Here is a 16,727-nt window from a genome sequence, read left to right as displayed (position 1 = left end):
ACTGTGCCATCCACAAATAGAAGACTATAGCTAAACAAACTTAGCAACGACGAGACTCCCACTATTGCGCCTCTACCGCGCTAGCTAGGTCAAAACAGCTTCTAAAGCAAAGCCTGAAGCTACTGGTCGCTGGATAATTTGCCCCCCGTAACGTGCACCAGGCTGCCGGTCATAAAAGAGCCGTCCTGTGAAGCCAGCAAGACATAAGCGGGGGCCAATTCTTCGGGCTGGCCGGGGCGCTGAAGCGCTACTTCGTAGCCAAACTTCTCAACTTCCTCCAAAGGCATTGTGGCCGGAATGTTGGGCGTCCAGACGGGGCCCGGCACCACGCAGTTTACCCGAATATTCCGCTCGCCCAGGTGCGTAGCCAACGACTTGGTGAACGCGTGAATAGCCGACTTGGTGGCGGTATAATCGATGAGCAAGGGGTTGCCGGTGAGGCCCACAATGCTACCCGTGTTAATGATGCAGTCGCCGCTTTCCATGTGGGGCAAGGCCGCCTGGGCCATCCAGATGTAGCCGAGAATATTGGTGTCGAAGGTGCGGCGAATCTGCTCCTCGCTGATGTCCTCGAACTTTTCCTGGGCCATTTGGTAGGCCGCGTTATTTACCAGAATATGCAAACCGCCTAGCTCGGCGCGGGTGCGGCGCACGGCCTGACGGCACTGCTCCGGGTCGCGGACATCGAGGCGAAGCAGCAAGCACCGGCGCTGCTGGGCTTCTACCAGGCGCTGGGTTTCCTGGGCATCCACGTCGTTTTCGTTGTAGAGCACGGCTACGTCGGCGCCTTCCATAGCAAAAGCCACCGCCACGGCCCGCCCGATACCGGAGTCGGCGCCGGTGATGAGGGCAACTTTGCCCCCCAGCTTATTGGCGGCCCGGTAAGTGGAGAAGCTCATGCCGGGCTGGAGCTTCATATCGGCTTGTTTGGCGGGGTAAGGAAGCTTCTGCGCGTGCTTCTTCATGTCCTTGGCCGTGGGATGATCAATAGGCGTCGGCGCTTTTTTGGTGGTGGCGTTTGGGGCAGGGGCAGAAGCTTTTTTGGCCATAACAGAGCGGTATGATAGAGTTGGGAGTAGTGTCTACGCAGAATTGGGGCTTGGGTAGCCAGCGCGCGTCTCTATACAAGAAACCCCGCCCTGAAATGTTCCAGAGCGGGGTTTTTCAAAAATCGGCAGTGCCGCTACTTAATAATTCACGATGTCCTGCTTGGGCGAGGCTTCCGTAGTTTCTGCTTCCTCCAACGAAGGGTAGTCGATGTAGCCTTTGTCGTCGCCGCCATAGAAGGTGGCCTGATCGGGCGTGTTGAGGGCTGCGCCCTGCTCGTAGCGCTCCACCAGGTCGGGGTTGGCGATGTAGGGCACGCCGAAGGCAATGAGGTCGGCTTCGTTGTTTTCTAAAGCGGCTTCGGCCGTTTCCTGGGTGTAGCCGCCATTCAGAATAAACGGGCCATCGAAGATTGTGCGCAGGTGCGGGCCTACCGGCTCCTGCCCAGCCTTCGCAGCCATGGAATGGCCCGGCAAGGCCTCAATGACGTGCAGATACGCCAAGCCAAACTTGTTGAGCTGCTCCGTCACGTAGCTGAACGTACCCAGGCGGTCGGAGTCAGAAATGCCCCCCACGTTGCCAGTAGGCGACAAACGGATGCCTACACGGTCGGCTCCGAATACGTCGGCGGTGGCCTCCACCACTTCCAGCACAAAGCGGGCGCGGTTTTCTACGCTGCCGCCGTACTCGTCGGTGCGCTGGTTGGTGCCATCCTGAATAAACTGGTCGAGCAGGTAGCCGTTGGCGCCATGAATCTCCACACCGTCGAAGCCCGCGTCTTTCGCGTTTTGGGCTGCCTGGCGGAAGTCATTTACTACGCCGGCAATCTCGCTGAGCTCCAGGGCGCGCGGGGCCGGAATTTCCTCCATGCCCTTATCTGTGTAAGCCATCACGTCGGTTGGCTTCACGCTTGAAGGCGCAACCGGCAATTCGCCATTGTGGAAAAACGGGTGCGAAATACGGCCTACGTGCCACAGCTGAATAAAAATGCGTCCGCCTTCGGCGTGAACCGCGTCGGTTACTTTTTTCCAACCCGCTACTTGCGCCGCAGAGTGAATGCCGGGTGTGAAAACGTAGCCTACACCCTGGGGCGAAACCTGAGCGCCTTCAGTGATAATAAGGCCCGCCGAAGCGCGCTGCCGGTAGTATTCCACTGTGGAATCGGTGGGCACGTTGCCGTCGTTTTTGGCGCGGCTGCGCGTCATAGGCGCCATTACGAGGCGATTGGATAAAGAAAGAGCGCCCATTTGAAAGGGCGTGAAAAGATGCTTGGTGGAGGATGACATAAGAACTGGTAATGATTGACTTAAAAAAGAATGAAAGCGAATGTGAAGCTTCGTTCACGAGCGCGTCGTGCTAAACCACTGGGGAGCTGTAAATGTTGACCAGCCACCTGATTTGCCGGCACACAGATACCCCAGTTCCGCGTATCAGCGGCACTTGCAAAGGTCTCGTCAATAGGATACATTTGTCAAGTAGGTACCGTAAAGTAATGCAGGTACCTTTTAGAAACTATTGCTGATAATCAAGGACATAAAATGATAACTATGCCAAAGAACTCGCCGATATGTCCGATTACGGCTGCACTTGATGTGCTGGGGGGCAAATGGAAAGTATTTATCCTTTCGTATCTGGCTGAGCACGGCACTCTGCGCTTTGGCGAGCTAAAACGCCTTATTCCGAGAGTAACACAGAAGATGCTGGCCCAGCAGCTTAAGGAATTGGAAGAGGCTGGCCTGGTTAATCGGCGCGTGTATGCGCAGGTGCCGCCCAAGGTAGAATACCGCCTTACTGCCCACGGGCAAACGCTTTGTCCGGTGCTGCATTCCCTGCGCGAGTGGGGCAATCTGCACCGCGAAGCGCTGGGCTTAGGCGAAGCGCCGTGCGCAGAAGTAGCTTCGGACGCGCTGGTTGCGGCCGGATAAACCTCAGACGGAGGTTACTCGCTGGGGGGCATTTTTGACCATTCCGTAACGGGTTTGCGTAGGTAGGCTACACGTTTCAAACGCCTCCTTATGCCTTCATCTACTGCGCCTACCTTTATTTGTCTGCACTACTGGGCTGGCTCGGGCCGGGAGTGGGCTGCCGTAGCCGATGCATTGGCTCCTGACTATGCTTGTCTGGCTCCCGACCTGGGCGGCTTTGGTAGTGCTCCCGCTCCGGTGGGCGGCTATACGGTGCAGGCATATGCTGAAGCGGTAGGAGCGTACATCAGAGAGCTGGACCTGGGTACTTATATTCTGGTTGGACATAGCATGGGGGGCAAAATTGCCCTCGCGCTGGCCGCTCAGCAGCCGGCAGGCCTGCGCGGATTGGCGCTGCTCTCGCCCTCGCCGCCTTCGGCGGAGCCCATGACGGACGAGGAGCGCTCAGCCTCCTTGCACGCCTACGGCAACCCTCAAGCCGCGGCCCGTACGCTGGCCCACATTACGGCCCGGCCCCTGTCGGAAGCATTACAGAAACAGGTCGTGGAAGATAATCTGCGAGCTACCCGCGCCGCCTGGGACGCGTGGCTACTACATGGTAGCCGCGAAAATATTCTAGCTCAAATGCCGCTTATTGCGGTGCCAGCCGTGGTAATAGCCGGCGACGCCGATGCGGTCATGTCGCCGTCGCTGCACGGGCTTGAAACGCTGCCGCATTTGCCCCCCGACACGCCCTTGGAAATAATTGGCGGAGCCGGGCACTTGCTGCCGTTGGAGGCACCGCAGGAAGTAGCAGCACTGCTGCGGGAGTTTGCCGAGTCGCTGGAGCGGTAGGCTTTTAAGGTTTAAGCAACTGATACTGAAACCTCAATTATTAGACGGTCATGCAGAGCGGAGCGAAGCATCTCGCATGCTGACGAGAGGTTACTAATCCCAATTAAACACGCCAGATGCTTCGCTCCGCTCTGTATGACGTTCTGGTTGCTATGGTGTAGTAGCTTTAGAATGTGGCCTAACTCACGGCTGTAAGGCCAAACCAGCTTTCACGCGTGGGTTTTTCTCGTCGGGCTTTTGCAGAAAAATCAGTTCGTTCAATTCGCCCTTGCGCCAGGTTTCAATCATGTCATCGTAGTGGGCCGAGCCGGGGTTGCCGCTTTGGCCCCCTGGGAATACGCCGTAAGCGCGCACCTGGGGGCCCAGTGCCACTACCATGCGCCAGGAGGGGCCGTTGCGCTCCGAAATAGCGTTCACGATGGCCGCGCCGCCGCCTACTTCCAGGTCCATGCGGCCAAAGCCCGTGAGCTGGGCCAGATGCAGAATGTCGGTGCTTTTCTGGTTGGCCCAGCGCCAAGCCGGGCCCTGGGGGCCAAATTTGCGCTGTAGTGAGTCGGTGGCAAACTGGAGAGAAGCCTGCACTAATTGGGGCAGCGTCTCGCGCTGTGGCGTGCGCCGGTCGTCGATCCAGCGGCTGGTGTCTTGGGTTAACAGGAGGTTGTTGGTGCGGTCGCGAGGTGGGAAGCGCATTTCCTGGCCAGTGGCGGCGGTTCCAAAATCATCGTCCCACAAGCGCTTTACCAGATTGCCGTACCATAGATCAAATACGCTGGGCGCGATGGCATCGGCGTCGTAGAAGTAATTCCACTGGCGCAGGTTGTCGTAGGTGCGGCGCTGAGCGGCCGTTAGTTGTTGCGGCTTTACCAAGGCCAGCATTCGCGGCAGCATGAGCTGGGCGTTCAGGTTCAGGTTATCGAGCTGTAGCAGACGCAGGCTGTCGGGAGTAGCGCCCTGCATAGTGGCTAGGCGCTCGTTGATGCGGTGGCCGCGCTCCCACGTCGCAAACGACCAACCCAGATAATACGGGTAATCGGGGCCAGCGGGAAACTGGTTGGCCGAGCTGACGAAGCCCCGCGATGGGTTAAGCACGTGCGGATTGTGGGCGGCCGGAATCCAGCCTTGCCAGTCGTGGGCCGGGTTGGTGCCATCGAGGATAAACTTGCCTTGGTCGGTCCATTTCAGCGGAAACTTCCCGTTGGGCCAGATGGCTACGTCGTTTTGGGCACTGGCAAAAATGAAGTTCTGAGCCGGTGCAGCGTAGTATTGAAGCGCAGCAGTGTAATCGGCGTAGCTGCGGGCGCGGTTCAGGCCATAAAATGCTTTTACCTCGTTGCCGCCTTCGTGGGCCGTCCAGCGCAGGGCGTGGCGAATAGGGGTCTGTTTGTTGAAAACCTTCTCGTTCTGGTCGTACACCACCGGGCCGTGGTGGGTGTAGAGCACCGTGTCGAGGCGGTCGGGGAGGCCGCGCACTTTAATGCGCTCTATCACCCGGCGCACGGGTTTCCAGCGGCCATCGTGCCAGTATTCGCGCTTGGTGTTATCCTTGAATTTCAGCTGATACCAGTCCAGCACATCGGCGCCCACGTTGGTCACGCCCCAGGCTACCTGCTGATTAAAGCCGATGATAACCAAAGGTGAGCCCGGAATGGTGACACCATACACGTTCACGCCCGGCGCCACCAGCTGAACCTGATACCAGATGCTGGGCAGATTCAGCTGCAAGTGCGGATCGTTGGCCAGCAGAGGAAAGCCCGAAGCCGACTTCGCGCCACTTACCGCGAAGTTATTGGACCCCAAATCTGCATCGGGCTCACGCGTTGGCACCTTATCCGATATAGCGGCCGCAAAGGTGGGCGGCGTGGCTGGAATCGAGACGGGGGCAAAATCCTGGGGTGTACCTACCGGTACGATAGGATCTTCGCGGGTCGGATAACTGGGGAAAAGGTCGTTGGTGATGGCCGGCCCGTACTTATTCAGAGCATTGGAGAGGCGCAAATCGTCGGAGCGGCCGCTCAGGTCCCAGGCCATGAGCTTGAGCAGCAGGGCGCATTTCAACGGCTGCCAAGGCTCCGGCTTATAGTCCAAAAGCTTGTACTCGAAGGGCAGCGTTTTATCGGATAAGGTATTTATATAAGTATTCACACCCGCCGAATACGCTTCTAGCACGGTGCGTGTAGTTGGGTCGGCCATTACGACCTCCAAAGATTTCTGGGCCCCGAAAGGCAAGCCCATCCGCCGCTGAAACCGGTCGTACTCCAACGCTCTGGCGCCTACTACTTCCGAAATGCGGCCAGCAGCTACGTGGGTTTGAAACTCCATCTGCCAGAGCCGGTCACGGGCCGTAAGGTAGCCCTGGGCGAAGTAAAGGTCATGGTCGTTCTGGGCAAAGACGTGGGGCACGCGCCGGTCGTCGAAACGGACCTGCACGGGCGCCTTCAGGCCAGACAAGGTCAATTCCTGTTGATCATTTGCCTCAGTGGCGGCCTCAGCATTTTGCCAAAAGCCTACAAACGGACTCAGAAACTTGCCAAAAGGCGGCAGGTCGCCCTGCTTGCTGTTGAGTACCCAGGTAAGCGTAACACTGACCAGCAGTGTCAACAAGGCCTTTGTCCAAGCCATAAAGAATGGTAGAAATTGGGTGAAAAAAGCCCCCAGCGGGTTGGCAACTGCCGTTAAGTTATGCCGAATGCCCGCACATAACAACGTGTGCCCTTCACAGATTACTTCATACCTTGAAGTTTGCCCCCCAGCCCACAAGAAGAAGCCCGAATCTCTGCTACAGCAGAGATTCGGGCTTCCAGAGTAGAGAACTAACCGTTATCGGCCGGCGGCTACTGCATGTGCGGCGGGCTCGATGGGCACCTGAATCTGCCGAACCAAACCGGTGATGCCTCGCTGCTGCAACTGCCGGCGCACGGCGTCAGCGGCTTTGCGGTTGGCAAACTGGCCTACTACCACGCGGTTGAGGGCCTTGCCATTCACGGTTTCGGGCGTCACCGTTACTACTAGCTTGCTGTTGATCGACTGAATCTTAGTAAGCTGATTCTGGGCATTCAGGGCGTTGCCGAAGGTGCCGGTTTGTACTACATAAGCTGCCGTTGAGGCAGGAAGGGTAGTGGGTACCGACGTTTCGGTGGTAGCCAACTGCGGCATTTCCGGATCAATGGTATCGTTGAGGATCTCGGCTAAGTCCTCAGGGGCATCTGTGGGGCCAAGGGGCGTCGTTTCGGGCACTATTTCGGCCACTACTGAAATGGCGCCTTGCTGGATAAGGCCCAGAGGACGGGCGGCAATTTCGGCTAAATCGAGAATCCGCTGATGGCGGAAGGGGCCACGGTCGGTAACGCGTACTACTACCGATTTGCCGTTTTGAGGGTTGGTTACGCGTAAGCGTGTGTTGAAGGGAAGCGTCTTGTGAGCGGCGGTGTACTTGTTGCGGTCAAATCGCTCGCCGCTGCTGGTGGGTAAGCCTTGATGTTGGATGCCGTACCACGAGGCCCGGCCGCGCAACACGACAACTTTCTTACGGGCGGTAGCTGTAGGAGCCTTATCATCGTCGCTGAGCCGGGTGGCAAACGCAGTTTGAGGGAAGGCTAAAGGCAAGGTCAGGAGCAGAGCAAACAGCCAACCGGCAAGAGGTAATCGGAGGGATCGAATCACACTTTTAGACAATTGGTAAACAGCCAAAACTAGAGCGCCACTTTTTGGAGAAGAGTCAACTCCACTAGCGGTAGCTGTTACCAAGTATAATAAATTATATTTTTTGAATAAAACTTGTACAAAAATAATTTGTACTTCCTGTAGCAAAATGCCCTTTTGTGTTTCAGAAAGATGCTCTTAGTATTATTAAAAGAAGGCCCCTAGGGGCCAAAAAGAATGATATTATTTGATTGGTACAAAATTTTGTCATTGGCCTGTTGAGCATGTTCAAAGCCGTGTTGCAAAAGTCCTCGAATTTTGTTACTGGAATAACCTACTTCCTGCGGGGAGATTTGCCGTACTTTGCCCTATGGATTTTGGCCGCCTTTCCGACCTGCGCGGCGTGGATTTCACGCTTCCTCCCGACCACCCCGAAACGGCTTCGTTGCTGGCGCGTGCCCAGGCCACGGCACCGCCTCAGCCTGCCATTTATGTGGGCTGCCCCATCTGGACCAATAAGGCTTGGCTCGGCTCTTATTTTCCGGCGGGCATTAAGGATACCGACTACCTGCATCACTATGCCCGGCAGTTCAACAGCATTGAGCTAAACACCACGCACTATCGCATCCCCGACGCGCCCACCGTGCGCAAATGGCGCGATGCTGTGTCGACGGGCTTCAAATTTTGCCCCAAGATGCCCCAAAGCATCACCCACGAGCGGGAGCTATACAACGCCGACGAATTAACGATCTCCTTTTGCCGGGCCATCAGCGGGCTGGAAGAGCATTTGGGGCTGGCCTTCCTACAATTGCCCCCCACTTTCGGGCCGGAGCACATGCGCCGCTTGGAGCGCTACCTACTCGATTTTCCTGCCTACGTGCCGCTGGCCGTGGAATTGCGCCACCCACGCTGGTTTTCCGACGTAGGGGTGCGCGACACGGTTTTTGCCTTACTGGAAGCACTGAACAAGACGCTGGTAATCACTGACGTAGCGGGTCGCCGCGACGTGCTCCACCAGCGCCTGACCACGCCCACGGCATTCATCCGCTTCAACGGTCACGGCCTCGGCAACAGCGACTACCGCCGCGCCGATGCTTGGGCTGAGCGCCTGGCCGGCTGGTTGAGCGCTGGCCTGCACACGGCTTATATTTTCATTCACCAGAAGGATATTATGCACTCGCCCATCTGGACGCAGTATTTTTTGGAGAAGCTACGCACGCTGACGGGCCTCGAAGTTGCCTACCCGAAGGTTATTGTGCAGCCCGTACAGGGAAGCTTGTTTTAGCGCCTTTGGATGCTCTTAACTTTTAGAGCAGACAGACAAGTCGGTGAGCCTTCTTGCAACAAATTATATTTTTGGCGGATCTGGGGGGCAAATTTTTGGCTTGCCGCTCCGTTACTGCATGGAAAGTTCTTAGTAGCACAATCCTTCTTCTGCCTTGGTAGCAAACAGAAAGCGCGCTCAACGGTAGAGTAGAAGGTTGCCATTGAAATAAAGACCAGATACGGGCTGTAAAGCGGCGAACGGTGCGAACCGAAAGCCGTATCTTGGAACACACTATTGTCAGCGCTTTTCGTTCTCGTTGCTTCGGTATGAAATTATCGTCTTCTCTTCAACTGGCCCTTGGGCTGGTGTTTTCTGTTGTCATAACCCCGGCCGTTGCGCAAACTGTGAGCCTGGACCCCGAAAGCCACTGCCTCATGCTGCCCCTCGACCCAACGAGTCGGGCGCAAGCCTCGCCGCTGGTAGTGGAGGGTGAGGTGCTGGATGCTCGCAGCTTTTGGGATGCCCGCCACCGCCGCATTTATACCGCGCATAGGGTACGTGTTTTTAAAGTTTTTAAGGGCAACGCTGCCGCTGAACTAACGGTTATTACGGAAGGCGGCACCGTGGACCTGAGCCGGCAGGAGCTGACGAATACGCTAAGTCTGTTTCCGGGTGAGCAGGGCGTGTTGTTCTTGTATCCGGCCCCATTTGCTGGCATCGAAGCCGCCGGTCAGGCTTGGGCGGCTTACGGCAGCGAGCAAGGCTTTATTCGCTACGATCTGACGAAGGCTTCAGCCTCGGAGCCCTTTCGGCAGTATCCGTTGGTAAGCCAGAATTTTTACGCTGAGTTGAAGCTGACCACTGGTCAACCCACCCTGGAAGTAAGCGCTAACCCTGTATTAGCTGCCGCTCAGGCTCAGCGGGCGCGGCCTGCCGTAGCGGCTAAAGGCACTGCACCTATCATTTCTGGCTTGTCACCGCTTACCATTACGGCCGGTACCAATTCCGTGCTGACCATCACAGGTTCTGGGTTTGGCGCCACGCGCGGCACTGGCTTTGTCTCCTTTCTGAATGCTGACGACGGTGGCGAAACCCGGACCCGCGCCAAAGCCTCCGACTACATCAGTTGGACCGATACCCGAATTCAAGTACGCGTACCTTCCAATGGTACGGTGCCATCATTGCCTAATAGCAGCGACCCGGAGCGTAGCGCGCCCGCCGGCACTGGTCCCGTGCGCGTAACTGCCTCGGATCAGCTGGAAGGCACGAGCGGCGTACCGATTACCGTATTGTATGCGGTGAGCAACGTGGAAACAGAAGGAACCGGTGAAATCGTCCGACCCGGTCACATCAATCAGAATGGAAAGGGTGGCTACACGCTCCGCTTAGAGTCGGGCTTGGCTGGCAATGCGGCAGCGGTGGCGGCTTTCAGGCGTGCCTTAGCTACGTGGCGCTGTCAAACCGGTATGAACTGGGAAATTGGGGCCAACAGCACAAAGCGCGGCGCGGATGAGGACAATGAAAATGTCATCGGCTTCGACTCTGGGACTGGCGACAGCCAATTGCCCGCGCGGGTGCTGGGCCGCACTACCAGTTACTACGAAGGCTGCCGCATAGGCAGCGGACCCGTTTATTTCTGGGTTTCAGAGATTGATATGCAGCTAGACACTGAAACCGCCTGGCAGTATGGACCAGGAAATCCCTCCACTAACCAGATTGACTTTGAGTCGGTGGTAGTGCACGAGCTTGGGCACGCGCAGCAGCTTTCCCACGTAATTCTGCCCGCCGCCGTTATGCACTACGCCGTGGCGCGGGGCCAGCAAAGCCGGCAGATAAATCCGGTGAGTGATGTAGCTGGGGGGCGTTTATTGTTGCGTACTCGCAGCTTCGTGCCGCCCGCGTGCGGTAGTGTATCGCCGCTGCTGCCGGCCCCGCTCACCAGCGTAGATGCCAACGCCTTGGCTGGGATCGGTAATCAGATAAACTGGACTACGCAGGATGAATGTTTCCTGCGGGAATTCGTCATTGAGCGCGCCGCCGATACCACTGCCTGGCAACCATTGGCTACTGTGCAGCCCGGTAGCGCTGGGGGCCAATACACCTACATCGACCCAACCCCGCTGACGGGGCGCTCGTTCTACCGCCTGCGCGTTCGCCGCCCCGATAATACCCTGGACAACACGCAGCCACAGGCTGTTACAGCGCTTGCTGGTGGCCCCATAGCAGAGGGCTTACAGCTTTTCCCCAATCCATTGGACGAAGGACCAGCGAGCTTACTTTATATAGGTGCTGCTACCGGTCAGCTTACCCTGGATATTTATGATGCCATAGGACGTCGACGCCGTACGGAGCAGGTCAACTATCAATCGGGCCGCCCGTTTTTCCTTACCCTCACCGATCTACGGTCAGGTTGGTACATCGTGCGCTGGCGCGACCAGACTGGTAAAACGGGCTCACTCAATTTTGTGCGCTCCACAAACGACTAGCTGAGTTTCGTAGGGACGAAACGCATATTGAGGCCTCCATCATACCGTGTCAGTTTGCTCAGACACGGTATGATGGAGGCCTCAATATGTATGCTGCTAATTACTTAAAACAGGAACGCAACAAGGCTCGGCTAAAATAGAACGGAAAAGCCCCCCAGCCGTCCGAAGCTGCCTGTTAGCGCTCCAGCAGCATAGCTCCGTACGAATAGCCGCCACCAAAAACAGTGATAATAATTCGCTCGCCGGGCTGCAAGCGAGGATGGTAATCGGCAAGGGCAATGGCGGCACCCGCGCAGCCCGTGTTGCCTAAGTCCTGGATGTTGGAAATGGCGCGCTCGGGTGGTAAACCAAGGGCCTGCACCACATTTTTGGTGATGCGCAGGTTGGCCTGATGCGGAATCAGGTACGTCACATCGTTAACTTCCAGTTTATTACGATCCAATACTTCGCTGGTAACGCGGGCCATATACTGGCAGGCGTGGGTGAATACGTCGCGGCCGTGCGGCATGACGATGCCTTTCTCCACCGGCTTGAGCGTGACGGCGGTATCGGCTTTGCCTACGTGGGCGGCGCCGCCAGTTCTTACGTCTACTACACGTAAGTCGCTGTCAGCGAGGCGCTCTTTGCTGATAAGCAGCGCCGCCGCACCATCTCCCCAGAGATGACCAACCACGGTGTCCTCTTCGTTGTTATAGGCTGTGTTGTGCTCCGATACGATTACCAAAGCTCTGGTAGCCTTATTCATAGCAAAGTAACCCTCCACAACTTCCACGGCATTTAGCAACGATGAGCAGGCCGAAGAAATACTCACCACTGGAATATCAGCCACGCCCAACTCGCGCTGTACGGCGTGCGCCAGGGTATAAATGGTATCGTGGGGGGTGTAGGTGGCGCCCACAATGAGGTCGATGCTATCAGCGGCGATGGCGGGCACAGCGGCCAGCACACGGCGCGTGACCTCAGTGGCCATGGTGTTAGTGTTTTCGCCAGGAGCAGCCTTACGACGCTCCCGGATGCCGGTGCGCTCAATAATCCAGTCGTGGGAAAGGCCGTTTAGGCGGGTAAAATGCTCGTTGGTAATAACCTGGGTGGGCACATACGCCGCTACCTGATGAATGTACACGGGTGGAATGGGGCTGGATGAGGGCAGTGAATGAGGCTGCAAGTTACGGTGCTGCTAGAGAATGCACCATCAAATGGCCTCCTGCCCCGTACTTTGCGCCATCATTTAACGTTCAAACACCTTTAGCGTGCCAGAGTTCAACAGTGATAGTAATAAGATTATGATATTTCGTCTTCCTACACGCTTGATTTTCACGGGCTTACTGATGCTGGTAACACTGGCTGCCAACGCCCAGAAATACCGCACCGCTGCGGGCTTGCGTGTCGGCAGAGACAACTTTGGCGTAACGGTGCAGCAAAAAGTGTTTGAAAGAACCACGCTGGAGGGTATCGGCCTGATTGGCACCCGCGAGGTAAGCGCCACGCTGCTGGCCGAGCAGCACTTTGGTTTGCTGGGCAAAAGCCTGAATTATTACCTCGGCGGCGGCGCCCATATTGGCACCCAGAAAGACGACGGCGGCTTTGGCGGCTTCGATGCTATTGCGGGCGTGGAGTACAAAATTGCCTTCGTGCCCGTGGTGCTTTCCCTGGATATAAAGCCGAGCGTGGAAATCAGCAGCGACGACTGGTTCCGGTTTCCCGCGGCTTTATCAGTGCGCTATATTCTGGTTAAAGACAAAAAAGAAGGCTTCCTGAACGGCGTCTTTGGCGATGACGATGACCGTGACGACCGCCGTCGGCAGCGGGAGCGCGAGCAGAAAAAGCGCGACCGAAATAAGGGCGACTCGCCCCGCCGTGGCCTGTTCGACTTCTGAAAAAGCCCCCCGCTATAGCGTAAACACGCTAATCAGCGCCGATGCTATCATAGAAATGCTTAATACCAAGCCGTAGGCTACCATCATCAGAAGCACTTTGGCCAGGGTTTTAAGGGGTGGCTGCCCGAAGTTGTTGCGTAGCGCCAGGTAAAAATACACGGCTGGCAGGAAGAAGAGCACCGGCTCAAACCAGTCGCTAATGTGCAGATAGCCAAGCAGTAGGTTCACGATGAACAGCACAAACACGAAGCTGTGAAAGTGAATAGAGAAAATAAGGTGAGCTAAGTAATACTGGTGCTGCCGCCGGTACAGCCATTTCAGAAGCAGAGCAAATAGCGGCATGAGCACAAACATGACCGTGGGCAACATTCTAATCCACTTGTTCGTGATTTCGTCGGGGCTGGCATTGAGCGATCTTACGGTTTGGCGCAGCGCCAGACGACGCATGGTAGTAGGCTCTGCTCCCCGGCTTCGGATGGCGGAGTCGATCCGCGCCGGGCTAGGGTCTTTGCTTATATAAAACAGCTCCGCCTGGCTGAAATTCAAGTTCAAAGCCGAGGTAAGGGGAGAGTCGGTGGAATCAGCCTCATACACCTGGAATCTGGTTGATTCAGGAGCGTTAACGCGCACAGAATCAGCAACTTCTTGCACGCCTTTTTTCTCCAGCAGCTTTTTGGTGGGCTCTTTACTAACGGGGCCCATGCTCAGGGATAGCAAAAAGAAAAAGACGAAGCTCAGAAAAACATACAGCCGAATAGGCGGCACATACGGCATTCGCTTGCCTTCCAAGAACCGCTTCGTAAGCTCACCGGGCTTGAACAGCAGCAGCTTAGCCGTACGGAATACTTTGCCGTCGAAGTGGAATAAGCCTTCCAGCGTTTCTTCCAGCACATGCCCCGCAGAGAGGCTGAGCTCATGATTCTGCTGACCGCAGCGGGGGCAAAATTCGTTGGGGCGGTCGGGGGGGAACGTGTAGTGGCAGTTGGCGCAAGCCGGGAGTTTAGTAGCAGTATGAGCCATAAACAGACAAATAAACGAGTAGGCCGCAAGCCACGGAAAACGTGGGCATAAGTACGAACTTTTAACTCAACCCTCTATATAGCTCAACTGAATTTTATGCAAGAAAAAAGCCCCCCAGCAATCGTCTGGGGGGCTTTTTCGGGTGCTGGTTAAACAGGCTTAGCTGCTGCGAACCCGGCCGCTGCCCGCCGTGGAGGCATTTATCTGGGGCTTGCCCGTCACGTACACATTGCCGGAACCGGCCAGGCTGGCATCGAGAGTTTTGGTGACTTCGATGCGGCAGTTGCCCGAGCCGCTGATGCTCACGCGGCAGGTTTCGCTGCGCATGTTGGGTGCATTTACTTGGCCTGAGCCGCTAATGCTTACCTCGTGGCGCGGGCTGGTACCCGACATGGCGATTTCGCCCGAACCCGATACCGACGACTTTAGCTTGTTGGCTTGCACGCGGCTTAGCTTCATGCGACCCGAGCCGCTCACGGAAAGCTCTAGGTTATTGCCCTGAATAGCCTCGGCGGCACTCATATTGCCGGAGCCGCTTACGCCCAAGGCTTCAATGTTGGGCATCGTGATGTAGACCGTAACAGGCCTTTTGAAGTTATAAGACGACCAGCTGAGACCTGAGCCTTTCTTCTCCTGTTTGGTGCCTACGCGCAGCTTGCCGTTGGTTACCGTCGTTTCTATGTGTAAAAGGTCTCTGGGATCGGAATCTACTTCTACCTTCTGGGGGCTGCCTTGGCGTAACACAACATTAAACGAGCCCGCTAGATTGAGCTGCGTGAAGGCGGGCACATTGCGCTTCTCCGTCTCATTTGTAGGGTTCAAACGAAAAGCTGACAGCACAAACAGAGCGGCCAACAGGGAAAGAAAGGATAAGCGTAGGTTCTTCATGGCTTTAAAGTCAGCTTAAGAGGGGAAAGGGTAGATAGTAATTATAAGATGAAGAACTTATACCAACCGTTGCCTCCCGCTCCAAGTAAGTTGGCGCTGCGGTAGCACTTGCTGCCGAAACCCTTCTCTGATAGCACTGCTTCAGGCGCAAAAAGCCCCCAGATCATTGCTGGGAGACTTTCATCGAATTAAAAGAAAATCAAAGCTTAGGGAAAAATACCCCTAGCACTGCATGCCTTCCCGTTGGAGGTAGCCGTGGCCCCACTCCGTCAGGGAGTTGAGCAGGGGCTGAATGAGCTGACCTTGCTCGGTGAGGCTGTATTCTACTTTGGGGGGCACCTGCTGATACACGGTGCGGGTTAAAATGCCGTCCAGCTCCAACTCACGTAGCTCCTGAATAAGCATCTTCTCGGTAATTTCAGGAATGGCGCGGCGCAACTCGCCGTAGCGCTGTGGGCCGTGCAGCAAATACGAGAGAATCAGCAATTTCCATTTTCCCCCCAGCACATTCATGGTCGTGCGCACGGGGCACAGGTTCAGTGTATTAGGTGGCGCGGTTCCTTGCCATTCTGCTTCGGCTTGCTGCTGTTTTGTTATCTTAGACATGAAATTATCAATCTGATTATCAATATTACTAACTATTAGGTCAGCACCCTACTTTTTGGTAGGTACTTGCTAAAAGCGAAGTTACTAAGTTGCTTTGATACTGTAAAGCGAATGGGTTATTACTAAACCCATAAACAGACTTTTAACCGCATAAAACGAATTCATTATGGCTACCTCCAAACACATTGTCGTGACGGGCGCTACCGGCAACATTGGCTCCCGCTTGGTGCATCACTTGCTGGAGCGCGGACACCGAGTGACGGCTGTGGCCCGCTCGGCCGAAAAGCTTCAGCCCTTACAAGCTGCCGGTGCCGAAATTCAGGTTGGCGACCTGGCCAATACTGCCTTTATAACTGACGTGCTGCGCCCAGCCGATGCGGCCTTTTTGATGACTCCGCCTAGCCTGCAAGCTCCTGACTTTCTGGCGTATCAAGCCGGGGTTGGGGAAAGTATTGCCCAGGCGGTGCGCACCGCTGGCTTAAAGCAAGCCGTACATCTGAGCAGCATCGGAGCTGATTTGCCCGCTGGTACGGGTCCAGTAGTAGGTGTTCATCACCAGGAAGCTCGCCTCAATGCCATTGAGGGGCTGCACGTGGTGCACCTGCGCCCGGCTTACTTCATGGAAAACCTGTTGGCCAATTTGCCTCTGATTCAGCATATGGGCATCATCGGCTCGGCCATGCGCCCCGATTTAAGCTTCCCCATGATTGCTACCCAGGATATTGCCGTCCGCGCCGCCGACGCCTTCGAGGCCGACCTGCCCAACCATTCCGCGCACCTACTGCTCGGTCCGCGCAACTATACCATGACCGAAGCTACCCGCGCCATCGGTCAAGCCATTGGCAAGCCTGAGCTGCCCTACGTGCCTTTTTCTTACGAAGATGCCAAAAAAGGTATGCTCCAGGGTGGTCTCTCCGAAAGCATGGCTGGCCTGTATGAGGAAATGATTCGCAACATGAACGAAGAAAAGGTGATGGTGCACGAGCAGCGCACACCTGAAAACACAACACCCACCACTATTGAGGAGTTTGCTGCGCAAGTATTCGCGCCTATTTATCAGCACGTGAGCAGCGCCCAGCCGGTAGCCTAAACTAGTGCGAACAGCCCTTATTCCTTCAGTTTAAAAAAAGCCCCCAGA

The 16,727-nt window shown here is 56.0% G+C and carries 14 protein-coding genes; 6 read left to right on the top strand and 8 right to left on the bottom strand.

Annotated elements, in window-relative coordinates; translation table 11 throughout:
- Positions 1-119: 119 nt before the first annotated feature.
- Both H8B13_RS17810 and H8B13_RS17805 read right to left on the bottom strand, forming a co-directional pair.
- Entirely contained in the window at positions 120-965 is an 846-nt protein-coding gene (locus tag H8B13_RS17810) for an SDR family oxidoreductase (protein WP_261990443.1), read from the bottom strand.
- Between the two features lie 222 nt (positions 966-1,187).
- The gene (locus H8B13_RS17805) at positions 1,188-2,333 is read right to left on the bottom strand and encodes an alkene reductase (protein ID WP_187312169.1); all 1,146 of its coding nucleotides are present in this window, start codon (positions 2,331-2,333) and stop codon (positions 1,188-1,190) included.
- A gap of 261 nt (positions 2,334-2,594) precedes the next feature.
- Here H8B13_RS17805 and H8B13_RS17800 point away from each other — a divergent pair, with 261 nt between their 5' ends.
- Together H8B13_RS17800 and H8B13_RS17795 are read left to right on the top strand one after the other, a co-directional pair.
- Positions 2,595-2,972: a winged helix-turn-helix transcriptional regulator gene (locus H8B13_RS17800; RefSeq protein ID WP_261990437.1), complete on the top strand. Its 378-nt coding sequence runs from the start codon at positions 2,595-2,597 to the stop codon at positions 2,970-2,972.
- A gap of 90 nt (positions 2,973-3,062) precedes the next feature.
- Positions 3,063-3,806, top strand: coding sequence for an alpha/beta fold hydrolase (locus tag H8B13_RS17795; protein ID WP_187312167.1), 744 nt, complete (start codon positions 3,063-3,065; stop codon positions 3,804-3,806).
- 183 nt (positions 3,807-3,989) lie between these two features.
- Here the strand turns inward: H8B13_RS17795 and H8B13_RS17790 are convergent, their stop codons facing one another.
- Positions 3,990-6,425 (bottom strand): penicillin acylase family protein, encoded by a 2,436-nt coding sequence (locus tag H8B13_RS17790; protein WP_187312166.1) that lies wholly within the window; start codon positions 6,423-6,425, stop codon positions 3,990-3,992.
- Positions 6,426-6,623: 198 nt separating this feature from the next.
- On the bottom strand, positions 6,624-7,466 hold the full coding sequence (locus H8B13_RS17785) for a septal ring lytic transglycosylase RlpA family protein (protein WP_187312165.1): 843 nt from the start codon (positions 7,464-7,466) through the stop codon (positions 6,624-6,626).
- Positions 7,467-7,815: 349 nt separating this feature from the next.
- On the opposite strand from H8B13_RS17785, the gene H8B13_RS17780 reads away from it, so the two are divergent.
- Both H8B13_RS17780 and H8B13_RS17775 read left to right on the top strand, forming a co-directional pair.
- Entirely contained in the window at positions 7,816-8,730 is a 915-nt protein-coding gene (locus H8B13_RS17780; RefSeq protein WP_187312164.1) for a DUF72 domain-containing protein, read from the top strand.
- A 308-nt stretch (positions 8,731-9,038) separates the two neighbouring features.
- Positions 9,039-11,198: a matrixin family metalloprotease gene (locus H8B13_RS17775; RefSeq protein WP_187312163.1), complete on the top strand. Its 2,160-nt coding sequence runs from the start codon at positions 9,039-9,041 to the stop codon at positions 11,196-11,198.
- A gap of 175 nt (positions 11,199-11,373) precedes the next feature.
- Here the strand turns inward: H8B13_RS17775 and H8B13_RS17770 are convergent, their stop codons facing one another.
- The gene (locus H8B13_RS17770) at positions 11,374-12,321 is read right to left on the bottom strand and encodes a 3-oxoacyl-ACP synthase III family protein (protein WP_187312162.1); all 948 of its coding nucleotides are present in this window, start codon (positions 12,319-12,321) and stop codon (positions 11,374-11,376) included.
- A gap of 160 nt (positions 12,322-12,481) precedes the next feature.
- Here H8B13_RS17770 and H8B13_RS17765 point away from each other — a divergent pair, with 160 nt between their 5' ends.
- Positions 12,482-13,075: a hypothetical protein gene (locus tag H8B13_RS17765; RefSeq protein ID WP_187312161.1), complete on the top strand. Its 594-nt coding sequence runs from the start codon at positions 12,482-12,484 to the stop codon at positions 13,073-13,075.
- Positions 13,076-13,087: 12 nt separating this feature from the next.
- Here the strand turns inward: H8B13_RS17765 and H8B13_RS17760 are convergent, their stop codons facing one another.
- The 3 genes from H8B13_RS17760 to H8B13_RS17750 all read right to left on the bottom strand — a co-directional run bounded on the left by H8B13_RS17760 (position 13,088) and on the right by H8B13_RS17750 (position 15,589).
- Positions 13,088-14,095: a DUF3667 domain-containing protein gene (locus tag H8B13_RS17760; RefSeq protein WP_187312160.1), complete on the bottom strand. Its 1,008-nt coding sequence runs from the start codon at positions 14,093-14,095 to the stop codon at positions 13,088-13,090.
- A 159-nt stretch (positions 14,096-14,254) separates the two neighbouring features.
- Positions 14,255-14,983, bottom strand: a complete 729-nt coding sequence (locus tag H8B13_RS17755) for a head GIN domain-containing protein (RefSeq protein ID WP_187312159.1) — start codon at positions 14,981-14,983, stop codon at positions 14,255-14,257.
- 222 nt (positions 14,984-15,205) lie between these two features.
- Positions 15,206-15,589, bottom strand: a complete 384-nt coding sequence (locus H8B13_RS17750) for a winged helix-turn-helix transcriptional regulator (RefSeq protein WP_187312158.1) — start codon at positions 15,587-15,589, stop codon at positions 15,206-15,208.
- Between the two features lie 166 nt (positions 15,590-15,755).
- On the opposite strand from H8B13_RS17750, the gene H8B13_RS17745 reads away from it, so the two are divergent.
- Complete coding sequence (locus H8B13_RS17745; protein ID WP_187312157.1) at positions 15,756-16,679, top strand: SDR family NAD(P)-dependent oxidoreductase; 924 nt, start codon at positions 15,756-15,758, stop codon at positions 16,677-16,679.
- Positions 16,680-16,727: the final 48 nt, after the last annotated feature.

Origin of the sequence: Hymenobacter sp. BT188, from assembly GCF_014333585.1 — a bacterium.
Taxonomy (GTDB): domain Bacteria; phylum Bacteroidota; class Bacteroidia; order Cytophagales; family Hymenobacteraceae; genus Hymenobacter.
The sequence above is the reverse complement of the archived record's forward strand: the minus strand, read 5'-3'. Positions and strand labels throughout refer to the sequence as shown.

Bases quoted from the DNA above. Each gene is read 5' to 3' on its own strand.
- H8B13_RS17810 (WP_261990443.1), bottom strand. From the start codon at position 965: ATGAAGAAGCACGCGCAGAAGCTTCCTTACCCCGCCAAACAAGCCGAT.
- H8B13_RS17750 (WP_187312158.1), bottom strand. From the start codon at position 15,589: ATGTCTAAGATAACAAAACAGCAGCAAGCCGAAGCAGAATGGCAAGGA.
- H8B13_RS17780 (WP_187312164.1), top strand. From the start codon at position 7,816: ATGGATTTTGGCCGCCTTTCCGACCTGCGCGGCGTGGATTTCACGCTT.
- H8B13_RS17790 (WP_187312166.1), bottom strand. From the start codon at position 6,425: ATGGCTTGGACAAAGGCCTTGTTGACACTGCTGGTCAGTGTTACGCTT.
- H8B13_RS17800 (WP_261990437.1), top strand. From the start codon at position 2,595: ATGCCAAAGAACTCGCCGATATGTCCGATTACGGCTGCACTTGATGTG.
- H8B13_RS17765 (WP_187312161.1), top strand. From the start codon at position 12,482: ATGATATTTCGTCTTCCTACACGCTTGATTTTCACGGGCTTACTGATG.
- H8B13_RS17775 (WP_187312163.1), top strand. From the start codon at position 9,039: ATGAAATTATCGTCTTCTCTTCAACTGGCCCTTGGGCTGGTGTTTTCT.
- H8B13_RS17795 (WP_187312167.1), top strand. From the start codon at position 3,063: ATGCCTTCATCTACTGCGCCTACCTTTATTTGTCTGCACTACTGGGCT.
- H8B13_RS17760 (WP_187312160.1), bottom strand. From the start codon at position 14,095: ATGGCTCATACTGCTACTAAACTCCCGGCTTGCGCCAACTGCCACTAC.
- H8B13_RS17745 (WP_187312157.1), top strand. From the start codon at position 15,756: ATGGCTACCTCCAAACACATTGTCGTGACGGGCGCTACCGGCAACATT.
- H8B13_RS17755 (WP_187312159.1), bottom strand. From the start codon at position 14,983: ATGAAGAACCTACGCTTATCCTTTCTTTCCCTGTTGGCCGCTCTGTTT.
- H8B13_RS17805 (WP_187312169.1), bottom strand. From the start codon at position 2,333: ATGTCATCCTCCACCAAGCATCTTTTCACGCCCTTTCAAATGGGCGCT.